Origin of the sequence: Acinetobacter sp. TG2027 (assembly GCF_000302435.1) — a bacterium.
Lineage (GTDB): Bacteria > Pseudomonadota > Gammaproteobacteria > Pseudomonadales > Moraxellaceae > Acinetobacter > Acinetobacter pittii.
The window spans coordinates 160,035-184,329 of the sequence record NZ_AMJN01000040.1 but is presented as its reverse complement, the minus strand read 5'-3'; the positions used below and the strand labels follow the sequence as shown (position 1 = coordinate 184,329).

General features: G+C 39.1%; 24 protein-coding genes. 7 read left to right on the top strand and 17 right to left on the bottom strand.

Features of this window, described 5'->3' with window-relative positions; genetic code table 11:
- Window positions 1-20: 20 nt before the first annotated feature.
- From B806_RS0110535 to B806_RS0110525, 3 genes are all read right to left on the bottom strand, one after another.
- Window positions 21-869, bottom strand: a complete 849-nt coding sequence (locus tag B806_RS0110535; RefSeq protein WP_017385476.1) for a TauD/TfdA family dioxygenase — start codon at window positions 867-869, stop codon at window positions 21-23.
- A gap of 11 nt (window positions 870-880) precedes the next feature.
- On the bottom strand, window positions 881-1,867 hold the full coding sequence (locus tag B806_RS0110530) for a quinone oxidoreductase (RefSeq protein WP_017403008.1): 987 nt from the start codon (window positions 1,865-1,867) through the stop codon (window positions 881-883).
- Between the two features lie 136 nt (window positions 1,868-2,003).
- Entirely contained in the window at window positions 2,004-2,756 is a 753-nt protein-coding gene (locus B806_RS0110525) for an aspartate/glutamate racemase family protein (protein ID WP_017385478.1), read from the bottom strand.
- A gap of 280 nt (window positions 2,757-3,036) precedes the next feature.
- On the opposite strand from B806_RS0110525, the gene B806_RS0110520 reads away from it, so the two are divergent.
- The 3 genes from B806_RS0110520 to B806_RS0110510 are packed head-to-tail and all read left to right on the top strand — an operon-like array spanning window position 3,037 to window position 4,783.
- Window positions 3,037-3,609, top strand: a complete 573-nt coding sequence (locus B806_RS0110520) for a nuclear transport factor 2 family protein (RefSeq protein WP_017385479.1) — start codon at window positions 3,037-3,039, stop codon at window positions 3,607-3,609.
- The gene (locus tag B806_RS0110515; protein WP_017385480.1) at window positions 3,576-4,070 is read left to right on the top strand and encodes a chalcone isomerase family protein; all 495 of its coding nucleotides are present in this window, start codon (window positions 3,576-3,578) and stop codon (window positions 4,068-4,070) included. The genes B806_RS0110520 and B806_RS0110515 overlap by 34 nt, the downstream gene beginning before the upstream one ends.
- 17 nt (window positions 4,071-4,087) lie before the next feature.
- Entirely contained in the window at window positions 4,088-4,783 is a 696-nt protein-coding gene (locus tag B806_RS0110510; protein ID WP_017385481.1) for a response regulator transcription factor, read from the top strand.
- Here B806_RS0110510 and B806_RS0110505 read toward each other — a convergent pair.
- The 10 genes from B806_RS0110505 to B806_RS0110460 all read right to left on the bottom strand — a co-directional run bounded on the left by B806_RS0110505 (window position 4,780) and on the right by B806_RS0110460 (window position 15,095).
- Window positions 4,780-6,108: a HAMP domain-containing sensor histidine kinase gene (locus B806_RS0110505; RefSeq protein ID WP_017385482.1), complete on the bottom strand. Its 1,329-nt coding sequence runs from the start codon at window positions 6,106-6,108 to the stop codon at window positions 4,780-4,782. The genes B806_RS0110510 and B806_RS0110505 overlap by 4 nt on opposite strands.
- 32 nt (window positions 6,109-6,140) lie before the next feature.
- A complete protein-coding gene (locus B806_RS0110500) occupies window positions 6,141-7,187 on the bottom strand; it encodes a cyclopropane-fatty-acyl-phospholipid synthase family protein (RefSeq protein WP_017403007.1) in 1,047 nt (348 codons plus the stop codon).
- Between the two features lie 8 nt (window positions 7,188-7,195).
- On the bottom strand, window positions 7,196-7,975 hold the full coding sequence (locus B806_RS0110495) for a DUF1295 domain-containing protein (RefSeq protein WP_017403006.1): 780 nt from the start codon (window positions 7,973-7,975) through the stop codon (window positions 7,196-7,198).
- 29 nt (window positions 7,976-8,004) lie between these two features.
- Window positions 8,005-9,204, bottom strand: coding sequence for a cyclopropane-fatty-acyl-phospholipid synthase family protein (locus B806_RS0110490; RefSeq protein ID WP_017403005.1), 1,200 nt, complete (start codon window positions 9,202-9,204; stop codon window positions 8,005-8,007).
- Window positions 9,201-9,992 carry a DUF1365 domain-containing protein gene (locus B806_RS0110485; RefSeq protein ID WP_017403004.1) on the bottom strand — a complete coding sequence of 264 codons (792 nt, stop codon included), beginning with the start codon at window positions 9,990-9,992 and terminating at the stop codon, window positions 9,201-9,203. The genes B806_RS0110490 and B806_RS0110485 overlap by 4 nt, the downstream gene beginning before the upstream one ends.
- 21 nt (window positions 9,993-10,013) lie before the next feature.
- Window positions 10,014-11,276, bottom strand: coding sequence for an FAD-dependent oxidoreductase (locus B806_RS19775; RefSeq protein ID WP_017403003.1), 1,263 nt, complete (start codon window positions 11,274-11,276; stop codon window positions 10,014-10,016).
- The gene (locus B806_RS0110475; RefSeq protein WP_017403002.1) at window positions 11,273-12,244 is read right to left on the bottom strand and encodes an acyl-CoA desaturase; all 972 of its coding nucleotides are present in this window, start codon (window positions 12,242-12,244) and stop codon (window positions 11,273-11,275) included. The genes B806_RS19775 and B806_RS0110475 overlap by 4 nt, the downstream gene beginning before the upstream one ends.
- Before the next feature lie 119 nt (window positions 12,245-12,363).
- Window positions 12,364-12,927, bottom strand: coding sequence for a lipocalin family protein (locus B806_RS0110470; protein ID WP_000770558.1), 564 nt, complete (start codon window positions 12,925-12,927; stop codon window positions 12,364-12,366).
- Between the two features lie 96 nt (window positions 12,928-13,023).
- Complete coding sequence (locus B806_RS0110465) at window positions 13,024-14,427, bottom strand: heavy metal sensor histidine kinase (RefSeq protein ID WP_017403001.1); 1,404 nt, start codon at window positions 14,425-14,427, stop codon at window positions 13,024-13,026.
- Window positions 14,424-15,095 carry a heavy metal response regulator transcription factor gene (locus B806_RS0110460; RefSeq protein WP_017403000.1) on the bottom strand — a complete coding sequence of 224 codons (672 nt, stop codon included), beginning with the start codon at window positions 15,093-15,095 and terminating at the stop codon, window positions 14,424-14,426. Before B806_RS0110460 ends, B806_RS0110465 begins: the two co-directional genes overlap by 4 nt.
- A 125-nt stretch (window positions 15,096-15,220) precedes the next feature.
- On the opposite strand from B806_RS0110460, the gene B806_RS0110455 reads away from it, so the two are divergent.
- Window positions 15,221-15,688: a heme-binding protein gene (locus B806_RS0110455; protein WP_014207181.1), complete on the top strand. Its 468-nt coding sequence runs from the start codon at window positions 15,221-15,223 to the stop codon at window positions 15,686-15,688.
- 10 nt (window positions 15,689-15,698) lie between these two features.
- Window positions 15,699-16,100: a hydroxyisourate hydrolase gene (gene uraH / locus B806_RS0110450; RefSeq protein ID WP_000167347.1), complete on the top strand. Its 402-nt coding sequence runs from the start codon at window positions 15,699-15,701 to the stop codon at window positions 16,098-16,100.
- A 60-nt stretch (window positions 16,101-16,160) separates the two neighbouring features.
- Here the strand turns inward: uraH and B806_RS0110445 are convergent, their stop codons facing one another.
- Genes B806_RS0110445 through B806_RS0110430 form a run of 4 tightly spaced genes read right to left on the bottom strand, consistent with a single transcriptional unit; the run spans window position 16,161 to window position 19,947 of the window.
- Complete coding sequence (locus B806_RS0110445; protein ID WP_025466690.1) at window positions 16,161-16,868, bottom strand: PqiC family protein; 708 nt, start codon at window positions 16,866-16,868, stop codon at window positions 16,161-16,163.
- A complete protein-coding gene (locus tag B806_RS0110440; RefSeq protein WP_029768978.1) occupies window positions 16,858-18,525 on the bottom strand; it encodes an MlaD family protein in 1,668 nt (555 codons plus the stop codon). Before B806_RS0110440 ends, B806_RS0110445 begins: the two co-directional genes overlap by 11 nt.
- A gap of 7 nt (window positions 18,526-18,532) precedes the next feature.
- A complete protein-coding gene (locus B806_RS0110435) occupies window positions 18,533-19,342 on the bottom strand; it encodes a paraquat-inducible protein A (RefSeq protein ID WP_017402996.1) in 810 nt (269 codons plus the stop codon).
- Window positions 19,339-19,947, bottom strand: a complete 609-nt coding sequence (locus B806_RS0110430; RefSeq protein ID WP_002116639.1) for a paraquat-inducible protein A — start codon at window positions 19,945-19,947, stop codon at window positions 19,339-19,341. Before B806_RS0110430 ends, B806_RS0110435 begins: the two co-directional genes overlap by 4 nt.
- 1,007 nt (window positions 19,948-20,954) lie before the next feature.
- Here B806_RS0110430 and aspT point away from each other — a divergent pair.
- The gene (aspT, locus tag B806_RS0110425) at window positions 20,955-22,640 is read left to right on the top strand and encodes an aspartate-alanine antiporter (protein ID WP_002116621.1); all 1,686 of its coding nucleotides are present in this window, start codon (window positions 20,955-20,957) and stop codon (window positions 22,638-22,640) included.
- A 56-nt stretch (window positions 22,641-22,696) separates the two neighbouring features.
- Window positions 22,697-24,295, top strand: a complete 1,599-nt coding sequence (locus tag B806_RS0110420; RefSeq protein WP_002116631.1) for a bifunctional aspartate transaminase/aspartate 4-decarboxylase — start codon at window positions 22,697-22,699, stop codon at window positions 24,293-24,295.

Below are 24,295 nucleotides of genomic sequence, written 5' to 3'. Positions count from 1 at the left end.
AAAATTATTAACCTATAGACTTAATAGGTTGCGTCACCAATAATGCCGGCCCGTTCCATTTTTCGGTGGCAAGGAGGGTAATCCATGACTGCATAATGTTGTGTGCTACGGTTATCCCAGATGGCAATGCTGTTAGGCTTCCAACGCCAACGCACTTGAAACTCAGGAATATAGGCTTGAGAAATTAAGTAACGCAGTAGTTCAGCTGCGCCCGGATTGGCATCTTGTCCAAATCTGACTCGCTCTTTGGTGTGATAGTTACTGAAGTGAGTTGTGAACGCGTTGACGTATAAAATTTTCTCGCCAGTTTCAGGATGAGTACGTACCACTGGGTGCTCAGCATCGGGAAACTTTGCTTTTAAGTCCAAGCGTTTTTCAAGTGGCATAGCCGCACCAAAACTCGCTTCTATGCTGTGATAAGCGCGTAAGTCAGCAATCTTATCCTTAATATCGTTGGGTAAAGACTCATAGGCCATCACCATGTTGGTCCACATGGTATCGCCACCCACTGGTGGGCATTCAACACAGTGCAGCACACATCCCATCGGTGGAACCTTGCGCCAGCTTGCATCACTGTGCCAAGCATTTTCATAACGATCGACGGGACTTTCCGGATGTTTATAAATCTGCACCAAACCCGGATGATCAGGATGGCTGCCTACGGCAGGATGATCTTCTAACTGTCCAAATTTTTCTGCAAATGCCACATGATCCTGACGGGTTAAGTGCTGATCTCGCAAGAACAACACACGGTGTTTAAGTAGTTGTGTGCGAATTTCAGCAAATAATCCATCATCATAAATCGCATCAGCAAGTTTGACGCCACTGAGCTCTGCACCAATATTGCAAGTTAACTGTTCAATTTGCATAAGAAATCCCTTCAAATTACAAAGATTGATGAACCTATTGTTTTACGTGCTTCCAAATCACGATGAGCTTGTACGGCATCCTTTAGCTCATAGCGCTGATTAATTTCAATTTTTATTCGTCCATGTCGAACATGATCAAATAATTCATTTGCCAGTTCTTTCTTCTCAGCAGGATCTGCAATGTAATCTGCTAAAGCTGGACGTGTGACAAACAAAGAGCCTTTCACGACGAGTAATACCGGATCAAAAGCAGGAATTGGACCAGACGCTGTTCCTACGCAGACCAACAAACCACGGCGTTTGAGAGAGTCTAATGAACTCATGAAAGTGGCTTGGCCAACACTATCGAAAACGACATTTACACCCACGCCGCCTGTTAACTCACGTACACGCTCAGCAACATTTTCATGGCTGTAGTTAATGACATGATCACAACCATGAGCTCGCGCTACGGCAGCTTTTTCTTCTGAAGATGTGGTACCAATAACAGTCAAGCCAAGTAATTTAGCCCATTGAGAAACGATCAGCCCAACACCACCTGCGGCTGCATGTAATAAAATTGAATCGCCCGCTTTAAAGTCATAAATACGGCGCATTAAATAAGCAGCGGTCAACCCTCGCATGGTCATGGCTGCCGCTGTTTCACAAGAAATTTCTTCGGGTAATTTAATTAAAGCATTTGCTGGAATTAGACGGTGGGTGCTATATGCACCTAACGTATTTAAAAAACCTGTATAGGTAACTCGATCACCTACTTTAAGCTGAGTTACTCCTTCACCTAAAGCTTCGATAACACCAGATGCTTCGACGCCCATGCCATTAGGCATTGGAATTTGATAAGTTCCATTACGAAAATATGTATCGGCATAATTTAAACCGACTGCCACATGACGTAGGCGTACTTCCCCTGCTTTTGGATCTCCTACTTCTACATCTTCATAGCACAATACTTCTGGCGTTCCTGTTCCATAGAAACGTATAGCTTTCGTCAACGTCATGTCCTATTCCATATTTTGGTTTTTTATTGAGTGCCTATAAAAGCAATAACCAAAATTACAACAGTTAGGATATGGGCCACTTTACATTTGACGACACAAGCTTAACGTTTAATGACAAAGGATATTCCAAATATTGCTAAACAGTATTCCCAGCAATTGCAGCAGATATATTTAAATTGGTGCTATGAGAATTTTTATTTTCATTTAAGCTAAAACTGACTGCTTCTTTTGCATGAATGGCTGTAGTATCAAATAAAGGAACCGAGAATTTAAGCTCACCAATTAACATACAAATTTCAGTACAACCCAAGATAACGCCTTGGGCGCCTTCAGTTATGAGTCTTTCTACAATAGCAATGTACTTTTGCTGAGAATCTGGGTTGATCACACCTAAACAAAGTTCTTCATAAATAATGCGATGAACTGTCTTTCGGTCGGCTTCATTTGGAATAACAACATCAATTCCATAATGCTGCAATCGAGCTTTATAAAAATCTTGCTCCATTGTAAAAGCTGTTCCTAACAGTGCAACTTTACCAATATTTTGACTCAAAATTTCTTTTGCCGTTGCATCAGCAATGTGTAAGAAAGGAATGGTAATTGAATCTTCAATCTGCTCAGCAACTTTATGCATGGTGTTAGTGCACACCAAAATACAATCTGCCCCTGCTTTTTCTAAATTTTGTGCTTGCTCAGCTAAATATGCGCCAGCTTCTTGCCATAAACCCTTCGCTTGCAAGGCTGCTATTTCTTCAAAATCAACACTATTAATAATGACCTTAGCTGAGTGCAATTTTCCTAATTTACAATGAACCATTTTATTGATTTGCTGATAATAAAGCGCTGTCGATTCCCAACTCATTCCACCTAATAAGCCGATTGTTTTCATTATTGAACCCTTCTATTTATGCAGAACTTATCTATATCTCTTATGGGTAAAGCGCAGCTAGAATAAAATTGCTTTCTTAAATTTTTTCTTGCTTATCTTATTTATTAATCTTAAACGCTGTGAAGTCGATAGAAATTTTTAAGTTGATTAAACCTAGTTTATTAAATTTCCAAAACAGAAAACGCTCTCCATTAAACCCAAATCATAAAACATAAGAATTCACGCAAAATTCACGACCAGCTCTTTAATTTGATCTTATAAAGTTGGCTTGGATATCGACATGAAAATTATAACTACAGCCCTAGGGTTGATTATTTTGGTAGGTTTAACGGCGTGTAAAAGTGTGCCTAGTTACTCAGGTGACTATGGCAAAGCTGAACAAAAAATTACTGGTATAGAATTAGATGACCAACAGGCGCTAGATGTCGGCAATCGTTTTGTCGCTGCATTTAATACGCTCGGCACTCCTTCTTTTGTAAATAATGCTAGCAATCTTTACGCTGATCAGCTCTATATCAACGATACACTCTCGCAGTTCTCTCAAAAGAAAGATCTGATTAAGCATTTTGAAGGCATGAATGCCCGAGTGAATAATGTCACGGTAAAACTCATTAGTGCAACTCATCACCAAGATACAGCCTATATCCATTGGTACATGTCCTATGACTTTAAAATGCTAGGTCGTTCAAAAACGATGGCTTCTTATGGAATTAGTCAGATTAAGATTAATGAACAACAAAAAATTATTTTCCAGCAAGATTATTGGGATCCAGCGAATGGCCTCTACCGTTCTTTACCAATATTTGGAGGAGTATATAAATGGATATTGCCGTTCAAAAAAGTCGAATCTTGATATTTCTAGGAATCTTAATCGTATCTCAAGCGAATGCGGCTGAACTAAAAAAATGCCGTTCAGCACCTTTAATGGTTACGAGTAAAAAGGTGGGAAATGTCAGTTACTTTGCTGAAGATTGCCAAAAAAATTGGCAAAGCCAAAGCATCAAAATGGACTTTAGCTATAACCGCGATATTCCCGAGTGGGCATTTAAACGCGCAGCCACCCACTTTTTGAAGAAAAATGTTAGCGGCTTTGATGCGAAATCTCCGCTTAATCATATTAATGAACTATATAGGCCAATTAAGAGTGGAGATCTTTATAGTCTCAACTATCAACATGAAAATCAAAAACTAGAACTGAAATTAAACCAGAAGCTACTCGGTTCTTTGAACAATCCGAATGCAAATCAATATTTTAAAATCTGGTTTGGTAGTGAACCGTTTAATGCTAAATTAAAACAACAATTATTAAATTAATGGCTTAATAAAATCTCATGGGTAATCACTTTATCCTCATGGTTGAGGACCATTTTGAACTTGCAGCAACGGTCTGCGAATTTCTTGAAGTGCATGGTTATGTTGTCGATCATGCACGTAATTTAGATGCTGCACGAACTTTTCTCAAATCTCAGCATTATCATCTTTTGTTGCTCGATATAAATTTGCCCGATGGCTCGGGTTATGACCTATGCAACTGGCTACGCACTGAACAAGGCATTGATATTCCTGTTCTTATGCTCACAGCAAGAGATACTTTAGATGACAAACTTAAAGGTTTTACTGCTGGAACAGATGATTATTTGGTAAAACCTTTTGATTTTAATGAACTAGTAATGCGGATTCGTGCATTAATAAAAAGAGCAGCTGGCGAAGTTACTCACCATAAAATTCAAATTCACGACTTAATTCTTGATAGCGCAACTCAAACCGTGGTTCGTGCCGGAAATAATATCGAGTTACCCCCTATTCAATTTAAACTATTAAAAATTTTGATGCGCCAGTCTCCAAAAGTGGTGACCAAGCAAGAACTGATGATGGAATTATGGGGTGACGAAGAGCCTGAAAGTGATGCGTTACGCAGTCACATTTATAACTTAAGAAAAATGGTTGATAAACCTTTTGACCCAAAGCTATTACATACAGTGGCAGGTGTCGGTTTAAAAATTGCTTTGGAAGATTCCGCGACTTAACTTAAATAGACCACAACAATTAAGCCTGTGGTTGGCTCCAAATCGAGTTCAGGATGAGTGGTTAAATAATATTGTCGATCAAACAGCTCCACTCTCCATCCTAATTGCTTGCAAAGCTTTTGTACCAATTGCAAACCAATGCCATGACCTTTAGCCTTTAAGGAAAGTTGTGAATCGCTGAGCTCTTGCACTTTCACATCGTTAGGTAAAGAAATTCCAATTCCGTTATCTGCAATAATTAGGCTGTTTTTTTGTTGAATAATGTCGATTTGTGAACCTTGAGAATAGTTCAGCGCATTACGTAAAATATTACCTAAAACCATTTGAGTCATCGAAGGATATAACCAACGCGGCTGTTCAGAAACATCAGGTTGAATATTAATCTGTATCCCTTTACCTGCACTTACCGCTTCTAAACTTTCAACAAGATCCTTTACCGTTTTCGATAATAAATTTTTCTCAGATGGCAAGCTCTGTACCGTATTACGTGCAATCGCAAGTAAGGTATCAACGAGCAGCTGCATATCTTCAATTGTGTTATGAAGACGGACTAAAGATTTATCGTCTCCATATTTCGCCTGACACAGTTGCACATTACCTTTCAAAATCGTGAGCGGAGTGCGTAACTCATGACTCACATCTCCAGTAAATTCTCTTTCGCGTCGGATAAAATCACTTAAAACCTGATGATATTTTTCTAAAGCTTGTTTGAGATATTCGGCTTCCATGTTGCCATTGGTATTAATATCTCTAAAAGGAGATGCCTGAGTATCTTGATGTGCCCAATCAATATTTTCTAAAGCATTCGCTAAGCGCGTAATCGGGGAAAAATAGCGTCTTGCTCTTCGGTTTGACCACCACAAAAAGCTATATAAAACAGATAAGCTGAACATGAGGGGAGCAAGACCAAATAACCAGATCAGCTTATTAACATTGCTTTCGCCAAATACCAACAGAACATGCTGACCATTACGCTCACCATAGACCGTCATTCGTTCTTTACCATCAACGAATACTCGGTGCACGCCACTTTCTAAATGCATGCCCCGAAAAGGTTGAGGCGCGACCTGTGTATTCCACCGATATCCATATAAATTTTTGGTATCTGGTAAGTCTGCATTTGGGTTACGTTCTATACGTAACCAGTAATGCTCCATTTCCTGTTCTAAAGCGGTTTTAAGTAAAGAACCCTTAATCACCCAAGCACTACAAGCCAACCCGACCACGATCGATAATGCAATCAGACCAATCTGCAACCAGTAATATCGATTGAACATTTGGGCTAATGGATGACTCGCTTTGCCATCATGTCGATTTTTTATCATATCTTTATCGCCGGGATAGGCTATAGAAATTACTATGATCGCTTTTTAAATAAAAAGTGACCAATGACCCATTCTTGACCTTGCTCAAAACCAAATAACTCAGCACAAGCCATGAAGAAAATACGCCAGCGTTGCCACCAAATATTGGCATCTTTTCCATAGATTTTTTTAAACAGGGGCTTCAGTTCGACTTCTTGATTATCCATGTTATCAAGCCAAGCATTTGCCGTTCTCATATAGTGCTCACCCGACCACTGCCACTGTTGAGCCAACTCTAAATGCTCTTGAAAATGCAAAAAAGTCGAAGTCGAAGGCATTAAACCGCCAGTAAAGAAATACTTGGACATCCAATCATAATCTGATTTCACTTCAAAAGGATAATGTAAAAAGCGATGGCAAAAAATATGGCACCAAAGTAAGCCGTCTGCCTTTAACCAGCCCTGAATTTTTTCAAAAAGACGTTGGTAATTACGGACGTGTTCAAACATTTCAACCGATACAACACGATCAAACGTGTCTTGGTCTAAGTCGAGTACATTCACATCACAGGTAAGCACTTCAACGTTGGTTAAACCCCTTAACTCTGCTTGCCGAAGAATATGCTTTTTCTGCGTTGCAGAATTTGAAACAGCCGTAATCTGTGAGCGTGGATAGTTTTCTGCCATCCACAAAGTTAAAGAACCCCAGCCACAGCCTAACTCTAAAATCTGTTGACCGTTTTTAAGTTGTGCTCTTTCACAATAAAGCTGAAGAGCCAACTCTTCTGCCTCATCTAAAGTTGTCGTTTTAGTCGGGAAATAGCACGCACTATATTTAAATCTTTTTCCAAGCACCGCCTGAAAAAACTCGGTCGGCAATTCATAGTGCTGCTCGTTTGCCTTATCCGTTTCAACGGCGATTTCGCTCTTCTTCAGCATATTATGCACATCCATGTAGCGTTGTGCCCCTTGTTCAGGGTCATAACGGCCTTCTTGGATTAAGCGCTTTTTACTTAAAGCACGAATTGCAGCTCGAATTGCATGATCTGGAATCACACCACTTTCAACAATTTTCAAAGACTGATGAACAATAAAATCCATATGCGCACCTATTTTTTGGGTTTTCGCGGAATAAACATTGATGTTTTTTGTTGATAATCAAGATAATTTTGACCGCGACTTTTAATTGCTTGTTTTTCACTAAATGGAATACCCGTGACGTAATATAAAAATAGCCACATCAGTAACGGATAAATCCACAATACATATTGGCCTGCTGCTAAACCAATAATTGGATAGGCAAACCAGTGTAACCATTCAAAAAAATAATTGGGGTGACGTGAATAACGCCATAAACCCTGATCCATCGTTTTGCCATGATGATCTGGATTTAATTTAAATCGGTATAATTGCTGATCAGCGAGTTGTTCTCCAATGAAAGCAATTGCCATGATGACAGCTGCAATTACTAAAGCGACTTTATATCCACTACTCCATTCAGTTGCCTCTACATTGAGTAGCGCCCACATCGGCAAAAAGAACAAAAGCACTAAAAGTGTTTGAAAGATAAAAAAGAATAAAAAGCCAATATGCTGAAACTTACCCATCGCTTTACGCATGCTCGCGTAACGTCCATCTTCTTTTTGTTCAGATTGATAACGTCTTAACAGGTGCCAAAATAATCTTAAAAACCATAAGCCGCTAAAAATACCGATAAAAAGACGCACTTCAACTGGGGCAACTGAAATGAGTAAAGAAGACACAATAATGTTTACTGCCAGACAGAAACTCCATGCAGCATCTACAATTCCAGCTCTGCCATTTAGAGTGGCAAGTAGCCAGCTCAGCAACATGATCATTAAATCTAGAATCAGTAAATTCCAAAACATGAGCAGTCTCCTTACTTGAGCTGTTTGATTTAGTAGCTGGTACTTTCAAACAACAAGTGAACATTGCTTATCACGCCTTCTTTAAAACCACCTTCGCAATAACATAAATAAAAATCCCACATGCGAATGAAGTTTTCATCAAAACCTAGAGCCAATACTTGTTCCCGCGCTGCTAAAAAACGCGCTCGCCAGTGATGAAGTGTTTGTGCATAACTTAAACCAATATCATTTAAATGTTTTAACCTTAAACCACTCTCAGAGGCGGTTTGAGTTAATACACTTATGCTAGGAATGAAGCTACCCGGGAAAATATAGCGCTTAATATAATCAACTGTATTTAATGCTTTTTTATATCGGAAATCTTCAATGGTAATGGCTTGAATAAATGCCAAACCTTTCGGTTTTAAGAGTGCTTTACATTGATCAAAGTATGTCGATAAATATTGCGCACCAACCGCCTCAACCATCTCAATTGAAACCAGCTTATCGAACTTACCTTCGAGCAAACGGTAGTCTTTAAGTTGCACATCAATTCGATGTGCCAAGCCAGCTTCATTTACACGAGTAATGGCTTCATCATATTGAGCTTGTGAAATGGTAATGGTGGTTACTCTACAGCCATAATGTTGAGCTGCATAAATGGCAAAACCACCCCACCCACTTCCAATTTCAACCAAATGATCTAGCGGTTTTAAATCTAACTTTTTACAAATGATCTCTTTTTTTAAATCAGATGCTTCTTCGAGAGTCATGTTTTCATTTTCAAAAACGGCGCTCGAATACATTAAAGACGGATCTAAAAATAATTTAAAAAAGTCGTTGCTTAAGTCGTAGTGCTCGGCAATATTTTTACGGCTACCACTTATAGAGTTCTTTCGATTTTGATACCACGCTTTAAGAAAAAACTGGCTCGCTTGAACAATAACATTCTGGTTGATTTGGTCCAATACAGCTCGATTACGTGCCAAGATCTGAATCAACTCGACAAGGTGCTCGCTGCTCCAGTCACCACGGATGTAGCCTTCTGCTGCTCCCAAAACACCATTTTTTAAAATGAGATCCATCAATAAAGGATTGTGAACTTCAATCACAGCATGTAAGTCTGAAACTTCACCGACCGTCCCATTCCACGCGCCCTGAAAAGTGATCTGTCCATGACGTAGTTTGAGAAGACTCTTGAGCAGTAACGGTAGTGAGTCATCTTCACCATAAAGAAATGTTTTTATCATGTCTTATCTACCTTGATCTTTTTAGGATGACGATAAAATGGAACTTTTTTTCGCCACAACTTAAATGCCTCTAAATATATTGAAAACAACATTTTAAAAGGCGCTAGGCTGTTTATAAGAGCATATCGATATTGCTGTGAAGGAAATGTGATGGGCACAAGCTCAAAGCGCATAGTGGCATCAAAGACTTGTTTTTGCTCTTCAAAAAGTTGCATGTGAATGACATTCTGCTGATCTGAAAAACTAAATCGCCAACGGTAAGTTAACTGCATGGGCATGAACGGCGAAACATGAAATGATTTTTCAAAGTTAAAATCAAAACTCTGATAATCACCCACCTGACTTTGTTGTTTTATACAGTCATGTATATAGAGTTTTCGTTCATTCCATGGAGTGTTGGTAATTTCACTAAGAATAAAGAGCGGTTTTCCGGCTTTATTTAAAACAAAATAAAATACGACCGAATTAAACCGAAAACCTAAACAACGAGGCAAAGCCAAGACTCGAATTTGCCAGTCTGGCCGAAGATGTAAGTGATTATTTTGCAGTATCGCTTTCTCTACTCTATCCCTTATAGAACCGCTATACATATTTAAAAAATCATTTTTAGATAGCTTTAATACATTCCAATGATCCGTCGACCAGAGTGAACAATCTTTTGTAATATCAACTAATTGATCTGGATCGAACCATAAATAATTTAAGGTCGATCTAAACTCATGTGGTTTAGGGCTATAACGCCGATGACGAATAAGTGCAGGAGCGATAGCAAGTTTATTTAATAACATTTGAAAGCTCCTTACTTATTCTTATAACACTAAGAGTTGCTCAACAACACGTGCTGCACTACGGGCACCATCTTCATGAAAGCCCCAGCCCCAATATGCTCCACAAAACGAAGTCCGATTTTGCCCATTAATTTCGTGCCAACGAGATTGAGCTTGAATCGCTTTTGCATCAAATACGGGATGTCGGTATTGCCGCTCAACCAAAATGTCTTCGGCTTTGATTTTCATATTCGGATTTAAAGTGCAAAAAACCTGAGTAGCGCAGGATAAATTCTGCAAATTGTTCATCCAGTAGGTAAAACCATAATGTATGTCGGACTCATCGTTTTGAACTTGAGATTTTGGTGTTACATGTACATGCCAGCTTGCCCACTGCAAACGGCTTTTTGGCATAATTGAAAGATCACGGTGAACCACCATTCGATTATCTTGATAACCAAATTGGCTTAATATTTCTTGTTCAAGCTCCGACGCATCTTTAATTAAACTTAGGCTATCGTCAGCATGGCTCGCAAAAATCACCCAGTCATATTGCTCTTGCCCTTCAACGGTTTCGATTAGAACTGTTTCTGGTGAACGGCTCACAGCTTTTACTTCTGCAAATTTCCACTCAATGGATCGGCAATTCTTTTGAATAGCACGAATATAGCTTGCTGAACCATGTTTAACCGTTTGCCATTGCGGCCGCTCTTTTAACTGCAACATGCGATGATGCTGAAAAAAGCTCACGACAAATCGATATGGAATTTGGCCTACCTGCTCAACGGGTGCCGACCATAAGGCACCGCACATCGGGTAAAGATGTTCATAACGAAACTCATGACTATATTTGTGAAGGTCCAAATACTCTTCAATCGATAAATTAGGATCGATATCCGCCACATCTATATCTTTATTGTCATCATAAAAACGCAGCAAATCTGAGAGCATTTGCAGAAATTTTCGGTTTAAAAAGTTCTGCGGACGGGCAAAAAGCGACCATTTTTTTGAAGGGTTATATTGAAGTCCACTGACCAGATTATTCACCGAAAAACTCATATCGCTGCTTTGAGTTTCTACACCTAATTTTTTAAGCATGTCGGTAAATAACGGATAGTTATAGTCATTAAACACAATAAAACCACTATCTACCGCGACTTTAGTGCCTTCTATCTCTAGCTCATGAGTGTCAGTATGACCGCCAAAATAGTTATTTTTTTCATACACAGTGACTTGATGTTGTTCTGACAATCTCCAAGCTGCGTAAAGTCCAGATATACCCGAACCAATAATGGCAATTTTCATAACACTTCACCGTTTTCAATTTTTTCTATCGATAGGTTTTTAATCTTTTTATATTGATAAACCTTGTCTGGTACTGGCTTTAGTCCCCACACCAATCCCAATAAAGACATCAGTTTAAGTACATAAAAGGTGATATCAATCTGCCACCAATAAAAGCCTTGTCGCACACTGCCTGCGTAAAAGTGATGGTTGTTGTGCCATCCTTCACCCAAGGTAATTAAAGAAAGTAGAAAATTATTACGGCTATCATCTGGGGTATTAAACTCACGTGAGCCATAACGATGAGCGAGTGAATTAATACACAAGGTTGCATGTGTTAATAGAACAGTGGAAATCACAAATCCCCACACTAAAAGTTGTAAGCCATTGGTGCCCAGCTCAGGAAAATGTTGCGCAAGCCATGAACCTAATCCATAAATTGCTAAGGCCGTCAAAATCACAATAGGCAAACTAAATCGGTCTAGCCAAATCAGCTCTGGATATTTCAACCAATCTTTAATGACTTTTTTTCGAGTAGCAAAATTTTGCTCATTTAAAAACCAGCCTACATGCGAATACCAAAAACCTGCTTTCGCTGAATGCGGGTCCTGATCGGTGTCAGTAAAGTGATGGTGATAACGGTGATGTGCTGCCCACCATAAAGGTCCGCGCTGCGCACTCATGGTTCCGATCAGTATAAAAATGAATTGAACAATACGTGATGTCTGAAAAGTTTTATGCGAAAGATAGCGGTGGAAAAAAGCAGTAATTGCAAACATGCGAAGAAAATAAAACCCTAGCATGAAGAACACAGCGAACCAAGATACGCCCACCCAAAACGCTGCTAAACAAGCGATATGTAATAAAATAAAAGGAATAATTCTTAACCATTGAATTTTCTTTTCAATGACATATTCGCTAGAAGCACCCACTTGCGCATTTTCTGAATCTGACCAGCTATCGATCCAGCGCAGAAAAAATTTAGACATTGATTCTTCCTGATCTAAAGCATTTCTTTTGGTTCTAATTTAGAAAATGCGCAATGAATTTTATGTGAAGTTCACTCGGTTACGAGATAAATATAAGCATCTACGCAACCAGCATTTCACTATTTAGACTGTGTTGTTTTAACGAGTTTAGAAACGTCGTAGCCATAGCTTTTTGCGGTTTGCAGATAAGATTGATATGTCGCCTCATCAAGTTGAGGGCTACGAGAAAGAATCCATAAATATTTATGGCTTGGGCCACCCACTAAAGCGACCTGATAATTTGGGTCAACTCTTAAAACCCAGTAATCGCCTTTTGTAAAAGGAATCCATCTAAGACCAGAAGGTAAAAAGCTCACCTTCAATTTACTGTTGCCTTCATTTTGCGGATAAGCAACGCCTTCAGATGAGATCATTTCGCCTTTTTTTGTCGTACAGCTATTTAAAACACCAACGGTTTTGTCCGCGTTAATAGAATAGTTTGCAGTTGTATTGGCTACACAATTACGCTGAAAAAACATCGGTAAATGCGCAATTTCATACCACTTACCTGCGTATTTATTAATATCAATAGAATCAACAGCGACAGGTTTAGTATTGGTGTCTGCAAAGGTGCTCAAAGGAAGCATTAAACTGACCGCCGCAAGGCTACTGCTGATGACAAGTGATTTAAATAATAATTTCATGATTGCCCTCTTCTGTTTATTTCATACGTTTAAACATACGTCAGAGGGCTGTGAACAAAGTGTGAATTTTAAAAATTAAGCAACATTAATAAGGATTTAATTGTATTTCTTTAGAGCATCTGCAACTGGAAAATCAAGTTCAAAGCACACACCCTCAACCGTGTTATAAACTCGATAGCGGCCATGATGTAAATCCATAATTGAAGCAACAATCGATAAACCTAATCCACCTGTTTGATTCTCATCACTTCGACTTGAGTGGCATTGGTAGAATCTTTCAAAAAGATGCTCAAGTTGATGATCTGCAATTGAAATGCCTCCCGTTACCACTGTCAGGCTGAACCATTGCTTATGCTCAATCATCTTATGTTTTGTTGCGATATAAATAGTTCGCTTGTCACCACCGTGAACCAACGCATTTAAAATCAGGTTGTAAACGGCTCTTTGAAAAAGCTCAGGATCTGCAAATAATGTTTGAGCTTCTAAGTTAAAACTAAAATGACAGTCTTGTTCCTCGGCCTGATATTCAAAAATCTGGCATAACCTATCAATAACATCTTGGATATTTATTTCTTGTTTATTTACAAGCACCATTTTCTGATCGGCTCTTGCCAAGAAAAGCATGCTATCAATCATGCGTTTTAATCTGTGGTAATCGTCTAAATGAGAAACCAGTAAATCTTCATATTGTTCAACCGAACGTTCGCCAGTTAAAGCAATCTCGGTTTGCCCAATTAGATTATTTAAAGGTGTGCGGAACTCATGAGCGATATCTTCAGAAAAACGGTTGAGCTGCGTATAGCCCTTTTCAATACGCTCAAGCATGTGGTTTATATCTTTGGAAAGCAGATCAACTTCTAAAGGTGAATTTGGGAGGTTTAATCGTTTTTGTAGCTGATTTACGTTAATAGAATGAGTTTGCTTGCGAAGCTGTTGCAGCGACCTTAAACCTAGATGACAAGCTAAAATACAAAGCACAAAGATTGCAAATACCCCCCCGACCACATACATCAAGAGACTTTCTTGAAAAGGTAAAAGAATGTTGATGCGTTCCGACCACTGTTTACCTGCAATGAGCAGATAAGGTTCGTTATTAATTTTTATGGATTTCCAAGCAATGCGCGTTGGATATGAGTTGTTAGCTAAATCTTGAAATTGAAGACTGTCGCGCTGTGCAAGTTCAGGTAACTGAATATGGAGCGGATTGATATTAATTAAAGTTTTATCTTTATGGATGAGCAGAAACAAGTTGTCTTGGTTGCCGAGCATGTTTTGATACAGCTTAGGACGCGCAATGATTTGCTCTACATTTTCGCTATCTTGCAACAAAATTTCCAAACGGTTAATTCGATCTGCTAAAGCTTTATCTTGCTGCTTCAATAAAATCTGGTTAATACCCAAATAGGTCATAAAGCCGACGGAACATAAAATTAAGGCAGAACAAAGCGTGACCAGTAATGTAATACGGACTTCAAGAGAACGTAGAAATTTAAAGTTCATAAGCTAACCGAAATTTTATAGCCCAAGCCACGTATGGTATGAATGAGTTTTAACTCATATCCCTCATCAATTTTGCTTCGTAAACGGCGTACTGCAACGTCAATAAAGTTAGTATCAGTGTCAAAGTTAATGTTCCAAACTTCGGAACCAATTTGTCTGCGTGTCACGATTTGCTCTTTGTTGAGCAATAGATAACGCAACAAATTAAATTCGGTTTTACTCAGCTCAATTAAGTTGCCACTACGCCATACTTTATGACTGACCACATCCATTTTTAAATCGCTAATAGATAGCTCATTTTCTTGCAGATATTGCTGTCGTCTTAACAGACTTTTGATACGTGCCAATAGTTCAATATAGGAAAAAGGCTTAGCCAAGTAATCATCTGCACCCAACTCTAACCCTTTCACTCTATCCATCACCTGATCTTTCGCCGTTAAGAAAATCAGCGGAATTTTTGAAAACTGGCGTAGAACCTGTAATACGCTCCAGCCGTCTATGTCCGGCAACATGACGTCAAGAATAAGCAAGTCATATTGATCTCTCTTTAGCATTTCCAAACCTTGCAGCCCTAAGTGAACACACTCCGCTTGATATCCAGACTCTTTTAATCCTTTGACCAAATAAGTGGCGATCTTGATCTCGTCTTCAATAATAAGGATACGCATTTTGTAGAGACTCATTTGAAAGATGACAACTTTGTAATGTGATTGTCATGCTTGAAATTAAGCAATTTGTTTAAGATTTTCAAAGCGACTTAGAGGCAATCATTATGAAAAAATTGAACTGGCTGATGTTAGCAGCCGTGCTATTTGGTAATAGTACTTTTGCACAGCCCCCTGCTTTGAATCAAGTTTATTCATTAGATCTCAAAACTGCCCACCTGTTAGCCGACAGTGCGAAAGAGGCATGTAAAAAACTAAACCAAAATATTGCGGTTGTTGTTGTAGATCGTGGCGGTAATCCATTAACTGCCGAACGGCATGAGCTGGTGGGTCCGCATAATTTAATGGCTGCCGAGAAAAAAGCCTATACCGCGTTATCTACCAAAACATCGACCTTAGTTTTAAGCCAAAACAGTAATCAAAACCCCGATGCAAAAAATTTAACTACCGTAGCAAATTTACTTTTGTTAGGCGGTGGCGTACCTGTTCGTTTTGAGAACCAAGTGATCGGAGCCATTGGGGTTGCGGGTGCTGGCGGCGCACAAAATGACAATCAATGTGCAAGCAAAGCCATTGAAACCGTTTTTCATTCATAAGGAGTTCATCATGACTAAATCATTTATTGCTTTATCTTCGTTATTTATAGCTTCGGCTACATTTGCACAAACTAATCCGCTAAGTGTGCACGTGTTAAATCTAGAAACGGGTTTACCCTCTTCTCAGGTTGAAGTCGTTTTAGAGAAAAACACCAATAACCAATGGGTTAAACTCAACCAGCAAGTGACCGATTCAAATGGTCGTATTACTGCGCTCTATCCAGAAAATAAAAAACTAGAGCAAGGTGTTTATAAAGTTACTTTTAAAACTGAAGACTGGTTTAAAAAGAACAAACAACAAACTTTTTTTGCCGAAGTACCTGTAATTTTTAAAGTTGACGGAAGCGTAAATCACTACCACATTCCTTTATTACTTAGCCCTTACGGTTACTCAACCTATCGAGGCAATTAAAATAAAAAACCCCTTTATCTGTTGTACACAAATAAAGGGGTTGGTTAAAAAAGATGCGTTTTACGAACAAACACCATTGCTAATAACCGATTTTTTGTTTGAATCTAGCGCCACAATTGAAGAAGAAACCGTATTAATAATTTGAGTCATTGCTTCACTTGAAGCACTCACAATCGCATCCATCTTTTTAGTTTTTTGATCAATCGGCTGCTTAAAAGCAATTCGACAATTGAGCTGAGATCCTGCATTCGTGATGACTTTTGCATTATTTGACTCTAATTGAGTGGGCTGTATTTGACGCTTCACCACCCAAGACACCGCAATATTAATATAGCTTTTATCTACAATATCAAAATGAGAAAAGTCTGTAGAAACTCGATATAAAGGTTGGTTGTTTCCAGCTAGTCCACTGCTATAACTGTCGATTGCTCCTAATTTTTGCTGCAAACCCGCCGACAAGGTATCGCGTAATTGCGTCCCCATGGTCGATGTCCAGCGTTCATTATTTAACACCGTAGACTTACCACTACTGTCTTGGAGTACCAAAGGTGCACGGTCCAATCGGTCTGGAATCCCGACAGGTAATACCTCAATCACCTGCACAGTTGATTTTGTAGCCGCAGTAATTTTAGGGGACATCGTATAATAGTTTGGCGTTGGCGAACTCGAACATGCCGTCATGGCAACTGCCGTTAAAAACAGGCCGCTCCCAAGCAGCCATTTGGCTGCTTTAGGATGTTGAAAAGATAGAGTGTTTTTATTTTTCATCATCGGTCTCTGGTGTTTTACCACGAATAATTGATTCAGGATGTTGCTCAATATAGTCTGCCATTAACTGTAATGAAGCAGCTGCACGTGTCATTTGCTGCAATGCTTTACGTACGTCTTGTTGTAACGGCGCATCGCTCGACAAAATAGACTCAGACGATCTTACAGTTTTACGAACATCGTCTAAGGTTGCTTGTAAACCAGGTGCAACTTTTCCATCTAACTGTTTAACCAGTTTGTCGGTAGACTCAATGGCTGTGTTCATATTGTTGAGCGTTTTACGTACATCTTGCCCAATCTCAACTAACGGGAATTTGGTTAACTTATCAGCAATCTGAGAAACTTGTGCTTGTAAGCCACTCAGTTCAGTTGGTGTAGTTGGAATCACCACACGGTCATCACTCAAAATTTGTAATGTGGCTGGTTTAGCTTTAGGGAACTTATCTAGAGCAATATAGTTTTGACCCGTGAGCAAGTTGCCTGTTCTCATTTGAGCACGCCATCCATGTTCAACAAAATCTTTGAAAATATTGCTGTTTGGATTGAGTGCCTGTCCATTCTCAACGCGTGACGGATAGATGACCGCCTCAACACGCATACGAATCTGCTTATAGTTGTTATAAAACTCTGCATTAATCGATTTAACATTACCAATTTCAATACCCATGAAATCAATTGGCGCGCCTACAGACAGTCCACGTAATGAATGATCAAAGTACATGATCACACCACGAGGTTGCCCGTCAGGCTCTTTTAATGCCTCAGATTTCGAGTCCCATAGATTAAAGCGACTATGATTTGCCGCTGTAGTAGCACGAGAGCTTTCAGGGATTCCAAAAGCAATACCGCCCGCGACAATACTTGCCAGAGATTGAGTATCTAAACTAAATCCTGAAGCATTCAGGCTCACATCAATACCACTCGCTTGCCAAAAACGTGCATCGGTGGTGACAAACTTGTCATATGGTGCACGGATAAAAGTTTGCAGCTCTACAGTTTTACCATCGTTAGACAATTTATAGGCTGTAATTTGGCCCACATTAATTCGACGATAATAAATTGGGGAACCGACATCTAAAGACCCCAAGTCATCTGCATTTAAGAAAAATTCTTTGCCCGGCACATCGGAAGTAATCACTGGCGGTATTTCTAAGCCAGTAAATTCGAGTTTTTTCTCTTCCGACTTGCCACCATCCACTTCAATATATGAACCTGACAATAATGTGTCTATTCCTGAAACCCCACTCGTCCCAATACGTGGTCGCACGACCCAAAAGCGTGAATCTTTTGCGGCAAAGTTGCTCGCATCTTTACGCAAATCAATTCTGGCAATCACGTGTGAACGGTCTTCTGAAAGATCAATCTGGCGTACTACACCAATATCCACCTGTTTATAACGGACCGTTGTTTTACCTGCGACCAATCCCTCAGCCGTTCTAAAAGATACGTCAATGGTAGGGCCGTGAGACAAGAGCGCTTTTATCGCTAATGAAAGCGCGATTGAAAGAGCAATCAATGGAATGAGCCAAATTAAAAGAGGCTTCCACCGACTTTTCTTTTCTTGGGGTTCTGGCAAATCATTCATGCTATCCAGTTCAACATCTGGATCACGACGATCTGAGTTACCAGGGGTTATTTCATTTTCAGACATACTCATTGTTCTTTTATTGACTGGGATTAATGGAATCATTATTCAACGGCGGGTGTTCTGCCTGAATAATCTTGGTTGTGTTTGAGGCAAAAGTAGAAGGCTTATTTGTATTTTGAGATGCGTAGAAGTTATCCCAAATAAGTCGTGGGTCAAAACTTAACGATGCAAACATGGTTAACACCACAACCGCACCAAAAGCAATCGAACCCGGCCCTGCTAAAATGGTAGCAAGCGATTGAATCTGAATGAGTGCTGTTAAGAGTGCCACCACAAATACGTCAATCATTGACCAACGGCCAATAAACTCGACAACTCGATATAATTTAACGCATTGCTCAGGTAAAAACTTCCAAGCTGACGATTGTTGAAGATATACCGCCACCAATAAAAAATACAAAATTAGTAGCTTCAACATGGGAATAAAAATACTGGCCATGAAAATGACCACTGAAACCAGATAGTCTCCACTTTGCCAAAAGTAAATGACCCCACTCATGATGGTATCTTGCTGGCTACCCAACAGTGAGTCAGTCACCGTCATTGGAAGCACATTGGCTGGAATATAGAGAATAGTCGCAGCCACCACTAAAGCAAAAGTTCGATTCAAACTCGCTGGTTTACGTGAATGCAGAACGCTATTACAACGAATACAACGTAACACCTGATGGCTTTGGTTGAGTCGTCTCTTTTCATTTTGAGCAGAATTTACGACGCCACAGCAGTGACAGACAATTAATGAGAGATCTTTGGCTCTTGGGTATTGCTTAAGCACTGACCCTTGCTGCGAGCTTTGTGTTTGGGTCACATTTTTTATCGTTTTCATGGCAGTGACCTATCAATTTCGTTCCATATATCACTCACCTTTATGGAAGTAATATAAACCAACAATACACTTAAGATCGCAAATGCCCATAACGCAATCTCGGGAATCACCAACACCATTCCTATCAACTTCACAAGCGTGACCAAGATCCCGATTAAGAACACCTCAACCATTCCCCACACTCTCATAAAATAAAGTGTACGTAAGGCAAACACTAAAAATGTGGGTCTTTTCTTCAATACACTTACTGTGCCCAACACATAGGAAAGTAATAACAGATAGGAAAGCGGCACAATAAAAGTAGTGATTAAAATAAGAATGCCAACAAAAGCCCGATCATAATGGAACATCACCCAGACCGCACCCAGTAAGGTGGTTTCAGAGATGTTGCCCTGCAATTCAATTTTTACGATAGGAAAGCTATTGGCAATAATAAATACGATTAATGCCGTTAATATTAAAGCCAACAGCGTCGAAAAAGGTTTGGTGTGCCGATAGAGTTCGGCACCGCAGCATAAGCAATAAGCTCTTTTTCCATAAGCAAGCGGGGTTCTACGATAGACAGTATCGCACTCCTCACAACCTGCTAATTCTTTAAGCTTCATAGTTATACTCTGAGATTTATAGTTTTAACTGTGTCACACAAAACTCTTTTTATTACTAAGGTAAATTAAAATATAAATCAATCGAAAAACTATCCAAGTCATCATAAATTTTGAGATGAAAATTACCGTGTACTGTTCAATATATTATTGAAACTGCTGAATAATCTGTACAAATTCTGTGGCCAAATTAAAATAGAACCTAAAAGTCAAAGGCTTAAGCTGAGATAACACAGTTTTATGACCAACATATCTTAGATCAGCATGTGACAGCACGAAACCATCAAAAATTTAGCATTTCTGAACAGTACGGCATGTGAGTCATTGGGAAAACAGTACGAAAGAATAGCGTATTGGTTATACACGCGGACAGAGATTTACTTAAAAATATGAGCAGTCATAGAGTATTTCTAAAGTTTTTTAATACCTATAACCCTCTCTTTTTAATATGATAATTTTAATTAGAATATAAAACCAAAAAATTAATCACTTCTATATTCAAATATACATTCCATTTAAGAACGGCAATTTCAAATCTTATATTTTTCTTTAAAAATAAATATCATTATAAAGATTAATTTAAGTATATTAAAAATTAATTTATGCGACACAATTATCAAAAAACCAATTTTAAGTAGATTGTTTTTTAATTTATATAAAAATTAAGACCAGTTTAGCAATTAAAAATTAATTATTTAAATATCAATATATTAAAAACTTATTTTCAAAATTATATATAAGCAATACACTTTAATCTCATAAAATATTCTTTATATTATTGTAAATAAATTTTACCTTTTATTAAAAAATTAATAGTTGATTTAAATACTCAGAATTACCACCAGACCTTAGATCACAAGCATTTTAAACTCATTAATTCTTATAATTAAACTTAAGAAAACCACCAAACTTAAAGGTTTGCTTAAGTAATTTTCATACTGTATTTTAAAAATGAAAAATAAATAAATTTATATATTAAAGATAGAGCTAATAATAAAAGTGAGATCAAAATGATTGAATGGTTACAAGGTGTTTTAAAGCACAGCCCCGAAATATTATTGTTCTTATCACTCGCAATAGGCTTCTGGATTGGACAATTCCAGTTTGGAAAATTTCAGTTTGGTGGGGTCGCAGGCTCCTTACTCGTCGCAGTTGTTTTAAGCCTTATTGGCGTACCTGTCGATAACGGCGTTAAAGCAATTTTATTTGCTCTCTTCATTTACGCAGTAGGCTTTGAAAGTGGCCCTCAGTTTTTTAAATCACTGGGTCCACAGTCAATAAAAGAAATTTTATTAGCAGTATTCATGGCAGTGTGTGGTTTAGTCACTGTTTTAGTGATGGCTAAAATTTTTCATCTCGATAAAGGTTTGGCTGCGGGTCTCGCTGCGGGTGGCATGACTCAATCAGCGATTATTGGGACTGCGGGAGATGCAATTTCTAGACTCGATCTCCCACTTGCAGAAATTCAAAGACTTCAAGCAAATGTCGCGATTGGCTATGCAGTCACTTACATTTTCGGTTCATTGGGAGCAATTATTGTCTGTGTGAACATCTTGCCTAAATTTATGGGTAAAGAAATTCACGACGATGCTTTAAAAGCTCAGAGTGAACGACTCAAAGGTGCTTTTGAATTAGCCCCAGGTCAAGAACTGGCAATGCCTGAAATTGTTGGCCGTATTTATAAAGTTAAACAAGCCAATGGACAAACTATTGCGGAAATTGAAGCAAAAGAGCCGAGTATTACGATTGAACGGTTAAAACGTAAAGATCAGTTTATTGATGTTGCTCCTGAACTAACTTTACAAACAGACGATGTCATTTTACTGGTTGGTCGCCGTGCCAATGTAGTTTCAGTTGCCGAGCAAATCGGTAGCGAATTACAGTCATCGCAAGGTATGGAAATGATTATGGATACCAGCGATGTCATCCTAAGAAATTCCAAATATCTCAACCGTACTTTAGGAGACATTAAGGCCAATACGCCTGCGTATTTAAAGCACGGTATTTATGTACTTGCGATTAAACGTAAGGATGAGCCACAACCTTTAAGTGATGACACCGTTTTACGCCAAGGCGATGTGGTCACCGTATACGGTACAAAAAGCGACCTTGACCGCTTGGTGAAAGAAGCAGGTAAAGCCCTACCTGAAAGCTTAAAAACGGACTGGATTTTCCATGGTGCTGGCCTTGTGGTCGGCTTAGTGATTGGTCTTTTTGTGATTCGTTTAGGTGATGTGCCCTTAACTCTTGGTGCGGGTGGCGGAGCTTTACTATCAGGTCTGCTCTTTGGTTGGATTCGAAGTCGAAATCAAGTACATGGCAATATGCCTTTAGCGGCTTCACAGCTTCTTAAAGATTTGGGACTTGCAGGCTTCGTTGCTGCTGTCGGCTTACAATCAGGTTTACAAGCTATTCAAACGATTAAAGAAAGTGGTCTTTCACTCTTTATGATTGGAGTAGTGGTAACACTGGTTCCTCTCCTACTTTCCATGCTCTTTGCTCGTTATGTTCTGCGTTATGACAACGTTGCAGTGATGGCAGGCGCACTATCCGGTTCACGTAGTGCAAACCCTGCATTTGGGGCAATTTTAGACAAAGCAGGAAACTCGATTCCGACTGTTCCATTTGCAATTACCTATGCCTTGGCAAATGTGTTCTTAACCTTGCTCGGACCACTAATCGTAGGCTTGGCCTGATTTTATACATTGAATTAGAAATTTTATTCATCTCACTATAATTAAGGAGACGTCCCATGGGGAAAGTCGATTATTCTAAATACGCAAAACTCAGCCCATTTGAACTAAAAGATAATTTAATAGAATTAGCTCAAAGCAGAACTGACCGAATGATGCTAAATGCTGGGCGTGGTAATCCGAACTTTCTTGCTACCATCCCACGTAGAGCGTTCTTTCAACTGGGTTTGTTTTCTGCGACCGAATCCGAATTTTCATTTTCCTATATGCCGGAAGGTTTAGGTGGCTTCCCGCGCCCCGTTGGACTCCAGTCACGTTTTGATAACTTCATTTTGGAAAACCGTGACAAACCCGGTGTGGTCTTTTTAGGCAAAGCCGTGTCTTATGTGCGCGACCAGTTAGGCTTAGACCCAGATCTTTTTTTACTTGAAATGGTTGAAGGGATTTTAGGCTGTAACTATCCAGTACCAGACCGAATGCTTCGAGTGAGTGAAACAATTATTAAAGAGTACGTCTTAAGGGAAATGGGCGTACAAGGCATGCAAAAAAGAGACTTAGATCTGTTTGCGGTCGAAGGCGGAACAGCCGCAATGGCCTATATTTTTAACTCATTAAAAGAAAATAAAATTATCAAAAATGGCGACCGTATTGCCATTGGTAGCCCTATTTTTACACCATATCTTGAGATTCCAAAACTCAATGACTACCAGCTTGAAGAAGTATTAATTGAAGCTGACCCTAAACTCGGTTGGCAATATCCTGAGTCGGAGCTTAGGAAATTAGAAGATCCATCTATTAAAGCTTTCTTTTTAGTCAACCCAAGTAACCCGCCATCAGTAAAAATGAGTGATGAAGGTCTTGCGATTTTAGCTGATATCGTCAAAAAACGCCCTGATCTGATTATTTTGACCGATGACGTTTACGGTACGTTTGCAGATAACTTCAAATCACTATTTGCAATCTGTCCTGACAATACAATTTTGGTTTATTCGTTCTCTAAATACTTTGGTGCGACTGGTTGGCGACTCGGTGTCATTGCACTTTCAAATAACAATGTGCTTGATAAACAAATTGCGAACTTATCGAAAAAAGAGAAGAAAGAGCTTGAAGAGCGCTATTCATCTTTAACTACCGACCCAGCAAGCATTAAGTTTATTGACCGTTTAGTTGCCGATAGCCGAAATGTTGCTTTGAACCATACCGCTGGTCTGTCTACCCCACAACAAGTTCAAATGGTTTTATTTGCACTATTTAATATGATGGACTCACGCCAAAGCTATAAAAAAGCAGTTAAATCTGTTGTTCGTGAACGCGATGCAGCACTTTATAGACAGCTTGGTGTCGAGGTTCCAACAGATCCAAATGCTGTTGATTATTACACGCTAGTCAACCTTGAAAACACATCACGGACTCTCTATGGAGATGAGTTTGCAGATTGGGTTATGAAAAATAAAAATCCGACCGAGCTATTATTTAGAGTAGCAGATGAAACAGGTGTGGTTTTATTGCCGGGTTCTGGCTTCGGTGTGCAGCATCCTTCTGCCCGTGCATCTTTAGCTAACCTAAATGAATACCAATATGCCGCAATTGGTGATTCTTTAAGACGCTTTGCAGATGAAGCTTATGCAGAGTATTTAAAAACTAAAAAAGGCAAATAA

Bases quoted from the DNA above. Each gene is read 5' to 3' on its own strand.
- B806_RS0110475 (WP_017403002.1), bottom strand. From the start codon at position 12,244: ATGTCTAAATTTTTTCTGCGCTGGATCGATAGCTGGTCAGATTCAGAA.
- B806_RS0110445 (WP_025466690.1), bottom strand. From the start codon at position 16,868: ATGAAAAATAAAAACACTCTATCTTTTCAACATCCTAAAGCAGCCAAA.
- B806_RS0110505 (WP_017385482.1), bottom strand. From the start codon at position 6,108: ATGATAAAAAATCGACATGATGGCAAAGCGAGTCATCCATTAGCCCAA.
- aspT (WP_002116621.1), top strand. From the start codon at position 20,955: ATGATTGAATGGTTACAAGGTGTTTTAAAGCACAGCCCCGAAATATTA.
- B806_RS0110440 (WP_029768978.1), bottom strand. From the start codon at position 18,525: ATGAGTATGTCTGAAAATGAAATAACCCCTGGTAACTCAGATCGTCGT.
- B806_RS0110535 (WP_017385476.1), bottom strand. From the start codon at position 869: ATGCAAATTGAACAGTTAACTTGCAATATTGGTGCAGAGCTCAGTGGC.
- B806_RS0110520 (WP_017385479.1), top strand. From the start codon at position 3,037: ATGAAAATTATAACTACAGCCCTAGGGTTGATTATTTTGGTAGGTTTA.
- B806_RS0110510 (WP_017385481.1), top strand. From the start codon at position 4,088: ATGGGTAATCACTTTATCCTCATGGTTGAGGACCATTTTGAACTTGCA.
- B806_RS0110495 (WP_017403006.1), bottom strand. From the start codon at position 7,975: ATGTTTTGGAATTTACTGATTCTAGATTTAATGATCATGTTGCTGAGC.
- B806_RS0110525 (WP_017385478.1), bottom strand. From the start codon at position 2,756: ATGAAAACAATCGGCTTATTAGGTGGAATGAGTTGGGAATCGACAGCG.
- B806_RS0110455 (WP_014207181.1), top strand. From the start codon at position 15,221: ATGTTAGCAGCCGTGCTATTTGGTAATAGTACTTTTGCACAGCCCCCT.
- B806_RS0110465 (WP_017403001.1), bottom strand. From the start codon at position 14,427: ATGAACTTTAAATTTCTACGTTCTCTTGAAGTCCGTATTACATTACTG.
- B806_RS0110485 (WP_017403004.1), bottom strand. From the start codon at position 9,992: ATGTTATTAAATAAACTTGCTATCGCTCCTGCACTTATTCGTCATCGG.
- B806_RS0110500 (WP_017403007.1), bottom strand. From the start codon at position 7,187: ATGGATTTTATTGTTCATCAGTCTTTGAAAATTGTTGAAAGTGGTGTG.
- B806_RS0110470 (WP_000770558.1), bottom strand. From the start codon at position 12,927: ATGAAATTATTATTTAAATCACTTGTCATCAGCAGTAGCCTTGCGGCG.
- B806_RS0110435 (WP_017402996.1), bottom strand. From the start codon at position 19,342: ATGAAAACGATAAAAAATGTGACCCAAACACAAAGCTCGCAGCAAGGG.
- uraH (WP_000167347.1), top strand. From the start codon at position 15,699: ATGACTAAATCATTTATTGCTTTATCTTCGTTATTTATAGCTTCGGCT.
- B806_RS0110515 (WP_017385480.1), top strand. From the start codon at position 3,576: ATGGATATTGCCGTTCAAAAAAGTCGAATCTTGATATTTCTAGGAATC.
- B806_RS0110490 (WP_017403005.1), bottom strand. From the start codon at position 9,204: ATGATAAAAACATTTCTTTATGGTGAAGATGACTCACTACCGTTACTG.
- B806_RS19775 (WP_017403003.1), bottom strand. From the start codon at position 11,276: ATGAAAATTGCCATTATTGGTTCGGGTATATCTGGACTTTACGCAGCT.
- B806_RS0110420 (WP_002116631.1), top strand. From the start codon at position 22,697: ATGGGGAAAGTCGATTATTCTAAATACGCAAAACTCAGCCCATTTGAA.
- B806_RS0110530 (WP_017403008.1), bottom strand. From the start codon at position 1,867: ATGACGTTGACGAAAGCTATACGTTTCTATGGAACAGGAACGCCAGAA.
- B806_RS0110460 (WP_017403000.1), bottom strand. From the start codon at position 15,095: ATGCGTATCCTTATTATTGAAGACGAGATCAAGATCGCCACTTATTTG.
- B806_RS0110430 (WP_002116639.1), bottom strand. From the start codon at position 19,947: ATGAAGCTTAAAGAATTAGCAGGTTGTGAGGAGTGCGATACTGTCTAT.